The sequence below is a fragment of the Agromyces sp. Y182 genome, assembly GCF_059445385.1.
The window spans coordinates 1,701,734-1,716,251 of record NZ_JCAIUF010000001.1; the positions used below are offsets into that span (position 1 = coordinate 1,701,734).

Annotated in this window: 10 protein-coding genes; 4 read left to right on the forward strand and 6 right to left on the reverse strand. The window is 68.7% G+C overall.

Annotation, left to right across the window (positions count from 1 at the left end; all coding sequences use genetic code 11):
• Positions 1–142: 142 nt before the first annotated feature.
• Positions 143–3,340, reverse strand: coding sequence for an efflux RND transporter permease subunit (locus AC1C2R_RS07780; RefSeq protein WP_495379565.1), 3,198 nt, complete (start codon positions 3,338–3,340; stop codon positions 143–145).
• A gap of 124 nt (positions 3,341–3,464) precedes the next feature.
• Here AC1C2R_RS07780 and AC1C2R_RS07785 point away from each other — a divergent pair, with 124 nt between their 5' ends.
• On the forward strand, positions 3,465–4,001 hold the full coding sequence (locus tag AC1C2R_RS07785; RefSeq protein WP_495351936.1) for a MarR family winged helix-turn-helix transcriptional regulator: 537 nt from the start codon (positions 3,465–3,467) through the stop codon (positions 3,999–4,001).
• A gap of 2 nt (positions 4,002–4,003) precedes the next feature.
• On the opposite strand, the gene AC1C2R_RS07790 is transcribed toward AC1C2R_RS07785, so the two are convergent.
• From AC1C2R_RS07790 to AC1C2R_RS07810, 5 genes are all read right to left on the reverse strand, one after another.
• Positions 4,004–4,726 (reverse strand): flavin reductase family protein, encoded by a 723-nt coding sequence (locus AC1C2R_RS07790; protein ID WP_495379566.1) that lies wholly within the window; start codon positions 4,724–4,726, stop codon positions 4,004–4,006.
• A gap of 126 nt (positions 4,727–4,852) precedes the next feature.
• The gene (locus AC1C2R_RS07795; RefSeq protein ID WP_495379567.1) at positions 4,853–6,499 is read right to left on the reverse strand and encodes an FAD-dependent monooxygenase; all 1,647 of its coding nucleotides are present in this window, start codon (positions 6,497–6,499) and stop codon (positions 4,853–4,855) included.
• 104 nt (positions 6,500–6,603) lie between these two features.
• Entirely contained in the window at positions 6,604–7,692 is a 1,089-nt protein-coding gene (locus AC1C2R_RS07800) for a WxL protein peptidoglycan domain-containing protein (RefSeq protein WP_495379568.1), read from the reverse strand.
• An 82-nt stretch (positions 7,693–7,774) separates the two neighbouring features.
• Positions 7,775–9,784, reverse strand: coding sequence for a purple acid phosphatase family protein (locus tag AC1C2R_RS07805; protein ID WP_495379569.1), 2,010 nt, complete (start codon positions 9,782–9,784; stop codon positions 7,775–7,777).
• Between the two features lie 147 nt (positions 9,785–9,931).
• Complete coding sequence (locus AC1C2R_RS07810) at positions 9,932–11,146, reverse strand: HupE/UreJ family protein (RefSeq protein ID WP_495351941.1); 1,215 nt, start codon at positions 11,144–11,146, stop codon at positions 9,932–9,934.
• Between the two features lie 171 nt (positions 11,147–11,317).
• Here AC1C2R_RS07810 and AC1C2R_RS07815 point away from each other — a divergent pair, with 171 nt between their 5' ends.
• The 3 genes from AC1C2R_RS07815 (at position 11,318) to AC1C2R_RS07825 (ending at position 14,396) form a co-directional block, all read left to right on the forward strand.
• Positions 11,318–11,977, forward strand: coding sequence for a type 1 periplasmic-binding domain-containing protein (locus AC1C2R_RS07815; protein WP_495379570.1), 660 nt, complete (start codon positions 11,318–11,320; stop codon positions 11,975–11,977).
• Between the two features lie 150 nt (positions 11,978–12,127).
• Positions 12,128–13,099, forward strand: coding sequence for a cation diffusion facilitator family transporter (locus AC1C2R_RS07820; RefSeq protein ID WP_495351943.1), 972 nt, complete (start codon positions 12,128–12,130; stop codon positions 13,097–13,099).
• A gap of 100 nt (positions 13,100–13,199) precedes the next feature.
• Positions 13,200–14,396, forward strand: a complete 1,197-nt coding sequence (locus AC1C2R_RS07825) for an AI-2E family transporter (RefSeq protein WP_495351944.1) — start codon at positions 13,200–13,202, stop codon at positions 14,394–14,396.
• The last annotated feature ends 122 nt before the right edge of the window (positions 14,397–14,518 follow it).

Consider the following 14,518-nt stretch of genomic DNA (forward strand, 5'->3'; position numbering starts at 1 on the left):
CCTGCGCACCGGCGCGCGCACCCCGTCTCACGCGCACGGCGCGAATCAGGAGAAAGGCCCCGAATCAGGACGATCTCGCGAGAATCGTCCTGATTCGGGGCCGTTTGCCTGAATTCGGGCTCAGGTCACGCCGGGCGAAGCGTCAGAGTTGGTCGGACGCCTCGGGCACGGCGGCATCCGGTCGCTCCGTCTCGTGCTTCGTCTCGTGCTTCGTCTCGTGCTTCGTCTCGTGCTTCGTCTCGTGCTTCGTCTCGTGCTTCGCCGCTCGCTTCGCCTCGCGTCGCTCGCGGCGGCCCTCGATGAGGAGGTACAGCACGGGCACGAGCACGAGGGTCAGCAGGGTCGACGAGATGAGGCCGCCGATGACGACGATCGCGAGGTCCTGCGAGATGAACCCGCTCGACCCGGTGACACCGAACGCCATCGGCAGCAGGGCGAAGATCGTCGCGAGCGCGGTCATCAGGATCGGGCGCAGTCGCTGGCGAGCACCGTTGAACACGGCGTCGGCCACCTTCTGACCTTGTGCACGGTACTGGTTCACGAGGTCGATGAGCACGATCGCGTTCGTCACCACGATGCCGATCAGCATGAGCATGCCGATGAGTGCCGAGATGCCGAGGGGGCGGCCGGTCGCGAGCAGCAGGGCGATGGCACCCGTCGCCGCGAACGGGATCGACACGAGGAGGATCAGCGGCTGCCGCAGCGAACGGAACGTCGCCACGAGAAGCATGAAGACGATCGCGATCGCGACGAGCATCGCGAGGCCGAGCTGCTCGAACGACTCCGTCTGGGTAGAGGCGAGGCCGCCGATCTCGGCGGTGACGCCCTGCGGCAGCTCGAGTTCGGCGAGGCTCTCCTGCACCGAAGTCGTCACGGCGCCGAGCTCGCCCTCTTCGGGCGTGATCGAGATGGTCGCGACGAGCTCGCCGGCATCACGGGCGATCGACGTCGGCACGGTGACCTCTTCGACGGTCGCGACCTCCGACAGCGGCACGAAGCCGGCGGGGTTCGCAGCACTCGGCAGCATGACCTGTTCGAGTTCGGCGGTGCTCTCGGGCGCCGGCGCGCCGTCGAGGAAGATGCGGTACTCCTCGTCGTCGAGCCCGATCGAGCCGATCGCCTGCGGCGAGAGCGTGCCCGCCACGATGGCGAGCACCTGCATCTCGGTGAGACCCTGCTCGAGCGCGGTGGCACGGTCGACCGTCACCTGCACGATCGGCTGCGCCGGCGCGCGGTCGCTCGCGACCTCGGCCGCGTTCGGCGTGTCCTCGAGGGCGGCGAGCACGGCATCGGATGCCTCGGCGAGGTCGCTCTCGTTGGCGGCCTGCACGATCACGTCGACGCTGCCGCCGAAGCCGCCCATCGCGGCCGAATCGGCGAGGGCGATCTCACCGGCATCCTCGATCTCGGCCAGACGTTCACGCACCCCGTCTTGCAGCGCGGTCTGGTCGACGTCTTTCGACGTGTTCACGATGTACGTGGCGGTGCCGCCCGAACCGCCGAGCATCGACATCATGCCGCCGCCGGAGCCGGCCGTGAGCATGACGTCGTCGACGCCGTCGATGTCGAGCAGCACGTCTTCGACCTGTTCGGCGCCCACCGACACGGTCTCGAGGTCGCTGCCGGCCGGGAACTCCTGCGTGACCATGATCATGTTCTGACCGGTCGAGCCGAGGAAGTCGACCTTCAGGAACGGCACCATCGCGAAGGTGATGACGAGCAGCAGCACCGAGGAGACGAGCGTGACCACGGGGTGCTTCTGAGTGCCGCGCAGCACCGGCGCGTAACCGCGCTGCAGCCAGCCCTTGCGCTCCTTCTCTTCGGCGGCGAGGCGGGTCGCCTCGACATCGACGAGGTTCTTCGGCTGGCGGAGGAACCAGTACGAGAGCACCGGCACGATCGTCAGGGCCACGAGGAGCGAGGAGAGCATCGCGATCGTGACGGTGAGGGCGAACGGCGCGAACAGCTCACCGACCATGCCGCCGACGAGGGCGATCGGCAGGAACACGGCGACGGTCGTGAGGGTCGACGACGTGATCGCGCCGGCGACCTCCCGCACGGCGCCCAGGATCGCCTGCACCTTCGGCTCGCCATACGCGAGGTGACGCTTGATGTTCTCGATCACGACGATCGAGTCGTCGACGACGCGCCCGATCGCGATCGTGAGCGCACCCAGGGTGAGCATGTTGAGCGAATACCCGCCGAGGTTCAGCCCGATGAAGGTCACGAGCACCGAGAGCGGGATGGAGATCGCGGTCACGAGCGTCGATCGCACCGACAGCAGGAAGATCAGGATGACGACGATCGCGAAGAGGAGACCGAGCAGGCCCTCGATCGCGAGGTGCTGGATGGACTCCTCGATGAACGGCGCCTGGCTGAACAGCACGGTCAGCTCGATGCCGTCGAGTTCGTCGCCGAGCTCGGCGAGGGCGTCATCGACACCGTGCGACACGGCGACCACGTCGGCATTCTGCGTGGCCGTGATCGACAACGACAGGGCTTCCACGCCGTTGGTGCGGGTGATCGAGGTCTGCGGTTCGGTCACGAGCTCGACGGATGCCACGTCGCCGAGTTCCACGACGGTGCCGGGTGCCGTCGTGCTCGCGAGCGGGATCTCGCGCAACACGTCGAGCGAGTCGATCGGCTCGCCGCCCTGCACGGGAAGCAACTGACCGTCTTCGGTGATGCTGCCGAGCGGCAGGGTCATGCCGTTGGCTTCGAGCGCCTCGGAGATCGCCATCGGCGAGATGCCCTGCTCTGCGAGCACGGCCTGGTCGGGGGTGATCACGACACGCTCGGTCTCAGCACCCGAGACCGTGGCGGCGCGCACGCCGTCGACGGATTCGAGGCGCGGCACTACGACGTCGTCGAGGGTTGCGGAGAGCTCGCTCAGCGAGACATCCGTCGCCCCAGCGGTCAGGAACATGATGGGCAGGGATGAGGTGCTGCCCGAGAGCACCTCGGGTGCCGCGTCTTCAGGGAGCGTTGCACCGAGCCCGTCGATCGCGTCGGTGAGCGATGCGGTGAATTCCTTGGCGTCGGTGCCGTAGGCATAGGCCACCGAGACCGTGGACATGCCGCTCGAGGAGGTCGCGATGACCGATTCGACGTCGTCGAGATTCGTCAGCGCCTTCGAGATCGGCACACTGACCTGTTCGTCCATGACCTCGGGGCTCGCGCCGGGCAGCACCGTGACGATCGTGGTCTGCGGCAGCTCGATCGACGGGATGAGCTCTTGCTTCAGCTGCGTCATCGAGAAGACGCCGAAACCGGCGATCACGAGTGTCACGAGGGCGACGAGCGCTCGATTGGCGAGGCTGAAACGCGCGAGTCTGAACATGGCCGCCCTGGGGGTCGAGTGGAGCTGGAGTCGGGAACATCTGCTTCGTGCAACACGAAGCTTCGTGTCAGGCTACGTTTCCATTCCTGTGCCGCGGCTGAGAATGTGCCGGTACGGTGGTCGAGTGGAGAGCTTCGATGTCGATGCCGCCGACCGGGGCGCGCTGCTTGACGAACTCCTCCGCATGCAGGCGGCGATGGAGACGACCGTCGTGCCCGATATCGTCGAGCCGTTGCTCTCCATCCGCCTCACGATGCAGCAGCTGAAGGTGCTCGGCATCATCATGACGAACCCCGACGGCAGCACCGTGCAGGGCCTCTCGAAGGCCCTCGGCGTCTCGCTTGCGACCATGTCGGGCATCGTCGACCGGTTGACCGGTCACGACATGGCCACTCGCGTCGACGACCCCAGCGACCATCGGGTACGTCGAGTACTCGCCACCGCGAAGGGGCGCGAGCTCATGCAGGAGTTGCTCGCCGCCCGCCCCCAGCTCAGCCGTCCGCCGCTCGAACGACTCGATGTCGAAGACCTCCGCGCACTCACCCGGGGCATCGGCGCGTTGCTGCGAGTGATGGAGGCCGAGGCGGCAGCGGCCGAATCGGCGGCCTCAGGCGACGTAGAGGCTGTCAGCGCCGCCCCTGAGCCCGGCCCCAAACGCTGACTTCAGCCGCGGTACCACTCCTCGTCGATCGTCGCGAGGCGCGAAGGCCGCACCTCGTCGCCGAATCCGAAGAACCGCTGGAAGCTCATCATGAGCGGTCGCCAGCGCTCGGCATCGATGCGGTTGGCATGGCCCGGTGCGCGAACACCCTCGTGCACGTGCACGCGCACGATGTCGACTTCCACGGCCAGCAGGGCGGCAGACGCGAGGTCGGAACTGCCGAGCAGCGGATGCACCGCGGTGACCCTCCCCTCGAGGTGCACCGGGCATTCGAGCACTCGAGGCGGGGCGACGACGTCGGCGGCGATCGGGTGCGCACCGGCCTCGGTGAACTTGTCGCGCACATGCCGGTAGCCGACGCTCGCCTTGCGCTCGGAAACCGGGTCACGTCCGGTCGTGAGGGCGAGCGCGTCGACGATGTCGACCTCGGTGACGGAAGGCAGGTTGATCACGACCTCCCGTGTTGCGACGAGGTTGCGCCCGGTCTGCGATCGGGCCGCGATGCCGAGCACCGCCGTGTGGCCGAGCCACCACACGGATGAGATCGGCGCGAGGTTCGCGTGGCCGGTCTCGTCGACCGTGGTGAGGAGCGCGACGGGGGTGCCGAAGTACAGGATCGCGGGGTCGATCGCAGCGTGGGCACCGGCGGGTGCGTCCGCGCCTGGGCGTCCGGCCCTTGGGCTGGCGTCGGCGGTGCGCGGGTCGGTCTCGGTGAAGGTCGTCATGTCCTGCTCTCGTCGTCGTCTGACTCGAGCATCGCGCGACGGCGGCGCCGGATCCGGCGTGAATCGGACTTCGCGTCGGCGAGGTCTCCTCAGCCACCCTCCGAGATGCGCGTTGACCGGCGCCCCTCACGCGCCGGCGAGGCGCGCCCGAGCGGCGTCGAGCGCACTGCCCGTGCCCGGCGAGAGCACCTCGGCGACGACGAACCCGTCGCGGCGCACGAGGTAGACGCGGTCGCGGCGGAGCCGCCGGTCGCGCGGCCCGCTCGTGTGGCGCGCGAAGACGTGCGCCTCGACCCCGAGCTCGGCGGCGATGCGGCGCACCGCACGCTCGGGAACCCCGTAGCCGTGCACCTGCCACCGCATCGAGCGGAGCGCGGCGAAGTTGTCGCCGGTCCACGGCAGCCGCACACCGACGAGGGCGTCCCGTCGCGTGCCCGCGGCATCCGGTACCGGGTAGCGGATGCGGGTCTGCGAGACGTAGCCGAACACCCGCCGTCCACCGATGAGACGGGGCAGCAGCCGGATGACCAACGGCCCGACGAGCGGCACGATGCGCCCGCGCACGAATCGCGCGAGCGGTGTCGCCGACGTCACGACGCCGAACGCCCGGTCGGTCGTCGCGACGAGCACCTCGCCGACGGGCCGCCGCTCGGCCTCGTACCGGTCGAGCCGCGCGTCGGGCATGCCGCCGACCACGACGTCGGCGAGCGCGCACGCGAGATTGTGCGCTTCCTGCAGGCCGGTGTTCATGCCCTGCGCGCCGATCGGCGAGTGGATGTGCGCGGCATCGCCCACGATGAAGCACGGGCCCTCGCGAAAGCGCGCGGCGAGCCGGTGGTGCAGCCGGTAGGTCGTGAACCATGCGGATGCCTCGTACCGCACGCCGAACTCCCGGTCGACCAGCTCCCGCACGAGCGACTCCGACAGTTCGCCGTGCTCGTCTCGATCGCGATCACGCACGACCCCGAGCAGGCGGGCGCGGCCCGGCCCCATCGGGAAGCCGAGCAGGAAGTGCTCGGCCGTGATGCGCACGTTGATCCCCCCGTCGACGAGACCGGTGACGCCCGAGGCATCCGCAACGTAGAAGGTGTGCTCGTTCGTCACCCCCTCGAAGGGGATGCCGAGCGTCTCGCGCACGACCGAGTGCGCCCCGTCGGCGCCGACGCAGTAGCGGGCGCGCACGGTCACGGCGCCCGTCGGCCCGGCGAGGGTCGCGGTGACGCCCGCTGCGGAGGTCTCGATACTCGTCCTCCTTCGTCGGGCGCTCCTCGACCAGCGGTGCTCGGGTACCGCTGGAGTAGCGAGCGCAGCGAGCGTATCGAGACCCGGTGCGGCGACCTCGAGCCGTTCGAGTCGATGGCCCCAACGCACCTCGCGCCCGCGTTCGGCGAGCGCATCGACGAGCAGCCGTTCGTTTCGGCTCTGCTCGAACACCGTGATCTCGGGGTACGGCGTGATGCCGGCGCCGAACGCCCGCAACGGCAACCGCCCGAACGGCCGACGCCCCCGCCCTGCCCCCGGTACGACGAACGTCGCCGAGGAGCGTTCTGCGAGCACGCGATCGACGAGCCCGAGCTGATCGTAGAGCTCCATCGATCGCGCCTGCACCCCGAGCGCACGGGACTCGCGGGTCGGGCCGCGCTTGCCGTCGACGACGACCGCTTCGACGCCGAGCTTCGCGAGGCACACCGCGAGCATGAGCCCGCTCGGGCCCGCCCCCACGATGAGCACATCGGTGTCGATGCGCCCGGCTGACTCAGCGGCCTCGCCCATGGCTCAACTGTTGCACCGTGCGTCCTCGGATGCCAGAGGTGCCGAACGCAGGCGAGCAAGGACTCGCTCGGTCGGTGACGCCCTCGGCAAACCGGCGGTTCCTGCTATTCGACCGCCGCCGCGACCTTCTCCGGGGCCTCGCCTGCGGCGAGCGCCTGCTCCACGGCCTCTCGCACGCGGGCGTCTTCGCGCTCCTTCGCGGCTGTCGCACGGCCCTTGCGCAGGCGCAGACCCACGACGATGAGTGCGGCGACGACGAGCACGATGATGACGAGGAGCCACGGGACCGCCCATCCGATCGCGGTCGTGCTGACGGCATCCATCGAGGTGGTGGAGCCGGAGGCGTCGGTGACGAGAGGCACGACGGTCGCCGTTCCGGCGAGCCAGAACACTGCGGGCACGCCCTGGATCGGCACCGATACCGTCCACGTCTCACCGGGCAGCAGCTGCGGCGGCGCGTCGACCGCCTCCGCCTCCACCGCGAAAAGGCCGAATGGGCCGGCTGCCGTGGCCGACTGCTGAGCGGAGATGATCGTGTTGCCGGTGTTGTGCACTGTGTAGGTCAAGGTGGCGTCGCCGGTGGCGAGTGGGCTGAGGCCGCCGTTCCACTCGACGTGCTGGTCTTCGATGGCCAGGCCCGGCGCGAGCGCCCCGCCCACGCGCAGAGCGACGCGGATTCCGAGGCGGCGGTCGACGCTGATACCCGCGGTGTCCTTCTGCGCACCCAGCGAAGTCACGATGCCGCCCGCGTAGTCGCCCGGCGTCGCGTTCTCCGGCACCGAGACGGTGAAGGGAACGGTCACGCTCTCGCCTGCGGGGACGGTCACGGTCTCGGTGCCGGCGTGCACCCAAACACCCACACCGACTGATGTCGCGCCCGAGACGAGCAGGTCGAACTGACCGCTGTCGGTCGTGTAGCCGTCCGACGAGTAGACGGCGAGCTCCAGAGGCGTCTCGCCGCGGTTGGCGACGACGAGACCGTCGTCGACGGTCGTGCCGGGGTCGACTGTGTAGGCGTAGCTGGTGCGATCGGCGCCGAAGGCGTTGGACGCTGTGCGCACCGTCCACGTCACATCGTCGGTGGCCGCGTGCGCCCCGAGCGCGGGCGACAACAGCAGGGAGAGCCCGGCGATGATCGCGACGGCGATGGTGCGGACGAAGGAGCGAGACGATGCGAGTGCGGCGCTGGTCATGCGGATCCTCTGGGAGTGGAGTGCGAAATCCGATGGTGTGGATGCCACGCGGCATCCACACCATCGGTGTGCCCTATGCCGGTCAGCCGGCCAGAGCGGTGACGGTCAGCGTGGCGCGGTAGCTGCCGTTCGCGACCTCGAGTGGGATCTTCAGATCCAGGTCGGCGCCGATCGTCGCCTCACCGCGCTCGTGACCCTGCGTCGCAGAGCCGAGGACGCGAGAGCTCGCCAGACCGTTGCCGTCGGTGTAGCCCGACTGGATGGACGAACCGGCGACGGCTCCGGCACCCGCCGTGACGACCTTCGGCGTCCAGCCGAGGTACTTGCCCGAGAAGGTGACGCCACCGTCGTGGAAGTCGCTCGACGAGGCCGAGATCGACCACGGCGCGAGCGACGTACGCGAGTCCGTGACGGCGATCGGGTTGATCTCGCCTGCGGCTTCGAAGTACTCGCCGTCCTTCTCCTTGGCGGCGCCGAGGTCGACGAGGCCGTTGTGGCCGTCGATCGTCCAGCCGAACTCGCCCGGCGCAGCCGTCGGGACGTCGACCTGCACGTCCTGCCCGTCGCCGTGGTACGGACGGATGGTCACCTTGTCGACGACGGAGCCCACCGGCTGCGCCGCGCTGGCACCGCTGTCCGGACCGCACCAGGAGACGTTGCCGAGCTCGACCGCGGCGTTGGGCGCCTCGCAGGTGCCGCTGCGGAGATTCTCCACGACAAGGGCGTCGTTCTTCACCTGGACCTTGACGTAGCTCGGCACGTGCTCCTGGTTCTGCACCGAGTTGTACCAGTAGCTGCTCGGGTTCAGCGGGTCGGCCCCATTGCCCGCGCCGCTCGTGCCGGTCGAGTCGGGGTTGGTGATGTCGTAGTACTTCGAGCCGGATGCCGAGTTGCCCGTCACGTAGACGACGCCGCCGGGCCCGGTAAACACCTCGTCCTGGCCGGGCTGCTCGTCGGGGTTGGCCTTGACGCCGTTCTTGATCTCGTAGCTGCGGGTGTAGACGTGGTCGTGGCCCTGCAGCACGAGGTCGACGCCGAGGTCGGAGAACGCCGTCGGGAAGTCGACGCGGCGCACCTTGGCATCGCCGTCCTTCGCGTGCGCCGCGGCCGAGTAGATCGCGTGGTGGTACACCAGCACGGTGTACTTCGCGTCGGCGCCGTGCTCATCGACCACGTCGCTGACGTACTCGATGTGCGCGGCATCGCCGCCACCGCCGCTCGACGTGGAGTAGCTGTTGCTGTTGAGGTCGATGAACAGCACGTCCTTGTACATGTACCAGTAGTCGCCGCCGGACGTGTTCGACGTCGGCTGGCCGTTGGCGTAGTACGGCGCCGTGCGATCGGTGTTCGGTGTGAACAGGTGCTGCTCGTACGCCTTTCCGCCCACGTCGTGGTTGCCGATCGTGGCCGCCCACGGGTACTGGCGCAGCTTGTCCGAGCTCAGGAACGCGTCCCATTGGCTCTCGTTGTTGGCGCTCTCCACCTGATCACCGCCGGAGACCAGGATCTCCGCGTTCGGGTTCGCGGCCAGCGAGACATCCAGCGTGTTGGCCCAGCCGGCGCCGTCCCTGGCCGTGTCGCCCGACGATCCGATCTGCGGGTCGCCGAAGAAGAGGAAGTCGAACTCGCCGTTGAAGGAGTGCGTCGTGAACGCCGTGGTGTCGGACCAGCCGTCTTCTGCAGAGCCGACCCGATAGGAGTAGGCCGTGTTCTCCTGGAGGCCGTCGATCGTGGCGTGGCGGTTGTAGCCGCCGCTGCTCGCGATGTTCGCGGATCCGAGCGCCGAGTAGGTCTTCGCATCTGCCGGGAATCCGCCGTCGACGAGCGACGCAGTCGGGGCGACCTGCACCGACTGCGCGGTGTCGGCCGAGGAGTACCACGTGACGATGCGTTGCGCTTCGTCGGCACCGACGCCCAGGACGATGCCGGTGAGGTTCACGGTGTCAGCGGCCATCGCCGGCGCGGCGGCGATGCCGCCGAGGGCGAGCGATGTGCCGATCGTGGCCACCGTGAGCCACGAGGACGTTCGGCGCAGCGCCGATGTCCGCGTGTGTGCGCGTGCGTGAAGCACTTCTGCACGAGGGAGAGGCATGGATGTGTCCTTCTCTTGAGAGGGGTGAACCGGCTGACAGCCGGACTTGCCAAACATTCGCCCGGTGCGTGAACCCCGGCTGAACAATGGGGGTCCTGCGGATTGCGGAACCGGGAAGAGTCTCAGCGGGCTCCCAGAGTGGCGAGGTCACACCCCGAGTAGCCGTTCTCCGAACCAGATGAGTCCGAAGATCGAGACGCTGACCGCAAGGGCGCCCGTCGCCCAGAGCCCGATGCGCGGCACGCGCCGGCGCAGCAGCGTCAGCAGGGGGAACAGGATGGCGATGATGACGAGCTGCACGGCCTCGATACCGAGGTTGAACACGAGCAACGACCACAGCAGGGTCCACGACCAGGGCTCGTCGATGCCCAGCGCACCGGCGAATCCCACCCCGTGAACGAGGCCGAACATGAAGACGACACCGATGCGAAGCCAGCCCGCGCGATCCAGGCCGAACGGGCCGCTGTCCTTGGAGAGCTCCGCCGCGGCATCCCCTCTCCGCCAGAGCTGCCACAAGTGCCACGCTCCGACGATCGCGATCGACAGAGCGATGATCGGCTCGACGAACCAGGCCGGAAGCGACACGACACCGGTCGCCGCGAGGATGAACGTGATCGAGTGGGCGATCGTGAATGCGGTGGCGGCGAGAACGACCTCGCGCAGCCGTCGCGACCCGGCGATGAGGGCGAGCAGGAACAGGATGTGGTCGATGCCGGTGAGGAGGTGCTCCGCGCCGAGGTGGAAGAACTCCCAGAAGCGCTCCCAGGTGCTTTGCTCGGTCGAGAACGAGGTCTGGTCCGTGTCCAGTGCAGCGCTGCCGGAGCGTCCGTCGAGCTCGTACGTGAGCACGACCTTCGTCCCGGTGACGTACCCCTCTGCGTCGGCGAACAGCGTGCTGGTCACGACGTGCGCGTCGCCCCGAGTCGCACATGCGCTGTCGAGCGCGAGCTCGACATAGGGCGCGTCCTGCTGCTCGGTCATCTGGATGTCGCCGGCCAGCGCGGCCGGACAGGCATCCCCGCCCGAGGTCACGACGTATCTTTCGTTCACGTAGGCGAGCACGGTGTCGATGTGCGCGTCGAGCGCGTCCGCCATGGCGGGGCCTTCACCGCTCTCGAACGCCGCGGTCCCGTCCTGGAAGAGCGGATCGTCGCCCTCGGCGTCGGCCGCCGAGACCACGAGGAGGTCGTACTCGAGCTGGAGTTGCGTGCGCACGTGACCGGGCTCGGCCGACGTGACATCGGCGTAGACCACGGAGGTGAATCCGTGCGCGGCGGCGGGTGCCGTCGTCAGCGCGCCGATCGTGAGGGCCGCCGCTCCGGCGAGCAGGGTGAAGACGACGCGACGCGCACGGGACGACATGGAACTCCTTGGGTACGGGGATCCTAGAAGAGTCGACGGCAGCCGTGAACGACGGGAAGAGCGAAGGAGAACAACGGGCAAACAGCCACCTCTCGCCTCGTATGCACACGGGGCGAGGGCGCAGAGTAGAGGAACCTGCGCCCGCTGCCCGATCCCGAGGACGGTCCCTCCTTGCTCCGCCGACACCGGACGATCTCGACGCTCGTCATCGCCACTCTGTCCCTCGGCCTGCTCACCGGCTGCGCGAGCGATTGGTCGGGGCACCACGCGGCCCCGACGGCGGAGGGCATGCTCGCGCCGGGCTTCGCACCTGACACGCCGCCGAGTCCGGAGGCGACGATCACACCGACCCCGGGTTCATGGGACGACGTTCATGCCTCCTCGGGCATGCGAGTGGTCCTCCTCACAGCCGGAGACGATCGGCCGACGCAGACGCTCGTGCAAGCGGTGCGCGACTGGGCCGCAGAGGACGGCGTCGAGCTGCGCACCGTGAACGCAGACGATCACCACGTCGACGGCATCGTGGAGGCCATCGAGATGAACTCCGACCTCATCGTCGCGGTCGGCAACGACCTCATCGATCCGCTCACCATCGTCAGTGCGAGCCACCTCGATCAGCAGATCCTCGTCGTCGGTGCTGAACTCCCGGAACCGACCGACAACGTGACCGCCGTGGACTGGGCCGGCGCGTCCTTCCGCGGCGAGGGCAACGGCTCCTCGTCGACCTACGACGCGGCGTCGTTCACGCCCGAGCGATGCGCCACCGCGGTTCGTGCGGGCGTCGCCGCCGTTCTGCACGACATGACCGGCATCGTGGTCTGGATCGACTGAGCCGCACGGACCACACGAGCGGTATCCCTCCAGACCGCTCGACACCGATGCGCCTGCGTGTTCGCGGCGACCGATGCGGCGGCCGCGCCTGCTCCGACTGTCGCGCCGCGACGCGCCGAGTGCCAGACTCGAAGCCGGGGAAGGTGCCGCGTGATCAAGAAGAAGAAGACCGACGCAACGGGCGAGAGCCTCCTCACCGTGCTCATCGCCCTCGTCGCGAACGCGCTCATCGCGACCGCGAAGTCGTTCGCAGCAGCGATCACGGGCTCCGCGTCGATGGTCGCCGAGGCGGCGCACTCCTGGGCCGACACCGGCAACGAGGTGCTGCTCGTCGTCGCCGAGCGGCGCTCGCGCAAACCCGCCGATGCGCGGCATCCGCTCGGCTATGGCAAAGACGCGTACATCTGGTCGATGTTCGCGGCATTCGGACTGTTCACCGCGGGATCCGTGGTCTCGATCCAGCACGGTATCACCGAGCTCTTCGATCCAGAACCGGCGAGGGACTTCGCCGTCGCGTACGTGGTGCTCGCCGTCTCGTTCGTGCTCGAGGGCATCTCCTTCGTGCGTGCGTTCCGGCAGGCGCGCACCGACGCGCGCACCCATAATCTGAACACCCTCGAACACGTCGTGCGAAGCTCCAATCCGACGCTCAGGGCGGTCTTCGCCGAAGACTCCTCGGCGCTCATCGGCCTCGTGCTGGCGTTCCTCGGCATCATGTTGAACCAGGTCACCGGCTCCCCCGTGTACGACGCCCTCGGGTCGATCTGCATCGGTGTGCTGCTCGGTGTCGTCGCGGTCGTGCTCATCGCCCGCAACCGCGCGTTCCTGCTCGGCGAGGCGATCGACGACGAGGCCCGCAACGGCGTGCTCGCCGAACTGCTCGAGCGCCCCGAGATCGACCGGATCACGTTCCTGCACATCGAGTACACGGGCCCCGAAACGGTGTTCCTCATCGCCGCCGTCGACCTGGCGGGCGATCGAGTCGAAGCGGATATCGCGATCGAACTGCGCCGCATCGAAGACGAGCTGGAGCGGCATCCGCATGTCGGCCGTGCCGTGCTCACCCTCGCCGACCCCGGGAGCGCCTCGCTCTCGCCGGTCGCGACCACGCCACCCCGCTGAGACTCGCGCGGCGGATTCTCGAAAAGATCCGCCCGAACGTGAGCCCTGCTCGCTATCGTGAGGACAGGCGCGGCCGTGCGGCTCGCGGATCGGAGTCCCCATGTGGTGGAACAGAAAGCGATCTGGGCCCGAGGCGGCGTCGAGCAACGACCCCGACGAGACCGCGGCCGCGCTGCAATCGCCGGCCGGTGCGCACCGCAACGAGTTCATCCTGATGGGTCTCGGCGGGGCCGCCCTCGCCGCGTTCGGCCTCGCCGGCATCGCCGGCATCGTCGCGCCCGTGTTCCTCGCGCTCGTGCTGACGATCTGCGTGCATCCGCTGCGCGTCGCCCTCGAGAAGCGGGGAGTGCCTCGCGGACTCGCGACCGGCTCGGTCATCGCCGCGGTGACGGTGCTGCTCGTCGGCTTCGGCTACGCCGTACTCGTCGCATTCGGGCAGTTCGCGACCCTGTTGCCCCAGTTCACCGACGAGATCAAACAGTGGGGAGCCGATCTCGCCGCGTGGCTCGGCTCGCTCGGCATCGGCGCCGAGGGGGTCGACGCGCTGTTCGCCGACTTCGACCCGTCGGCGCTCATCGCGTTCTTCGGCGGCCTCCTCGGCGGCGTCGCCGGGTGGGTATCGGGCCTCGTGGTCATCTTCACGATGCTGATCCTCATGGCGTCGGATGCCGGGTACCTGCCGACCCTCTTGCGACAACTGCAGCCGCGCCGCCCGCTGCTCGTGACCGCGCTCACGAGGTACGGGTCGAATGTACGCCGCTACATGGTCGTGACCACGGTGCTCGGGCTTGCGCAGGGCTTCATCAACTGGCTCGCGCTCATCATCATCGGCGTGCCCGGCGCGTTCATCTGGGGTCTGCTCGCGTTCCTCTGCAGCTTCATCCCGAACATCGGCTACTTCATCGCCATCATTCCGCCGATCATCTTCGGCGCACTCGTCGGCGGCTGGCCCATGGTCATCGCCGTGATCATCGTCTACGGCCTCGTGAACGCGGTCATCCAGTCGATCATCCAGCCGAAAGTGGTCGGCAACGCCGTCGCACTCAGCCAGACGATCACGTTCTTCTCGGTGCTGTTCTGGGCAGTGATCATCGGGCCGATCGGCGCGATCCTCGCGATCCCGCTCACACTGCTCGTGCGCCTGGTGCTCGTCGACGCGAACCCGAATTCCTTCTGGATCCGACCTCTGCTCGGCGACCTCGACGAGGCGAAAGAGTCGATGGCCGAGACGGATGCCGCGACGAAGGCCGCACGCAAGGCGAGACGCGCGGGCGCCCCCTCACCGCTGGTCGAGTAGCGCCCGCGCCCCCTCACCGCTGGTCGAGTAGCGCCCGCGCCCCCTCCCGCTGGTCGAGTAGCGCCCGACGAAGGAGGACGCGTATCGCGACCCCCCGCGCAAGGTCTCGATACGCTCGCTCC

Excerpts from the sequence above, each read along its gene's own strand:
- AC1C2R_RS07780 (WP_495379565.1), bottom strand. The coding sequence starts at position 3,340 with ATGTTCAGACTCGCGCGTTTCAGCCTCGCCAATCGAGCGCTCGTCGCC.
- AC1C2R_RS07790 (WP_495379566.1), bottom strand. The coding sequence starts at position 4,726 with ATGACGACCTTCACCGAGACCGACCCGCGCACCGCCGACGCCAGCCCA.
- AC1C2R_RS07795 (WP_495379567.1), bottom strand. The coding sequence starts at position 6,499 with ATGGGCGAGGCCGCTGAGTCAGCCGGGCGCATCGACACCGATGTGCTC.
- AC1C2R_RS07800 (WP_495379568.1), bottom strand. The coding sequence starts at position 7,692 with ATGACCAGCGCCGCACTCGCATCGTCTCGCTCCTTCGTCCGCACCATC.
- AC1C2R_RS07805 (WP_495379569.1), bottom strand. The coding sequence starts at position 9,784 with ATGCCTCTCCCTCGTGCAGAAGTGCTTCACGCACGCGCACACACGCGG.
- AC1C2R_RS07810 (WP_495351941.1), bottom strand. The coding sequence starts at position 11,146 with ATGTCGTCCCGTGCGCGTCGCGTCGTCTTCACCCTGCTCGCCGGAGCG.
- AC1C2R_RS07825 (WP_495351944.1), top strand. The coding sequence starts at position 13,200 with ATGTGGTGGAACAGAAAGCGATCTGGGCCCGAGGCGGCGTCGAGCAAC.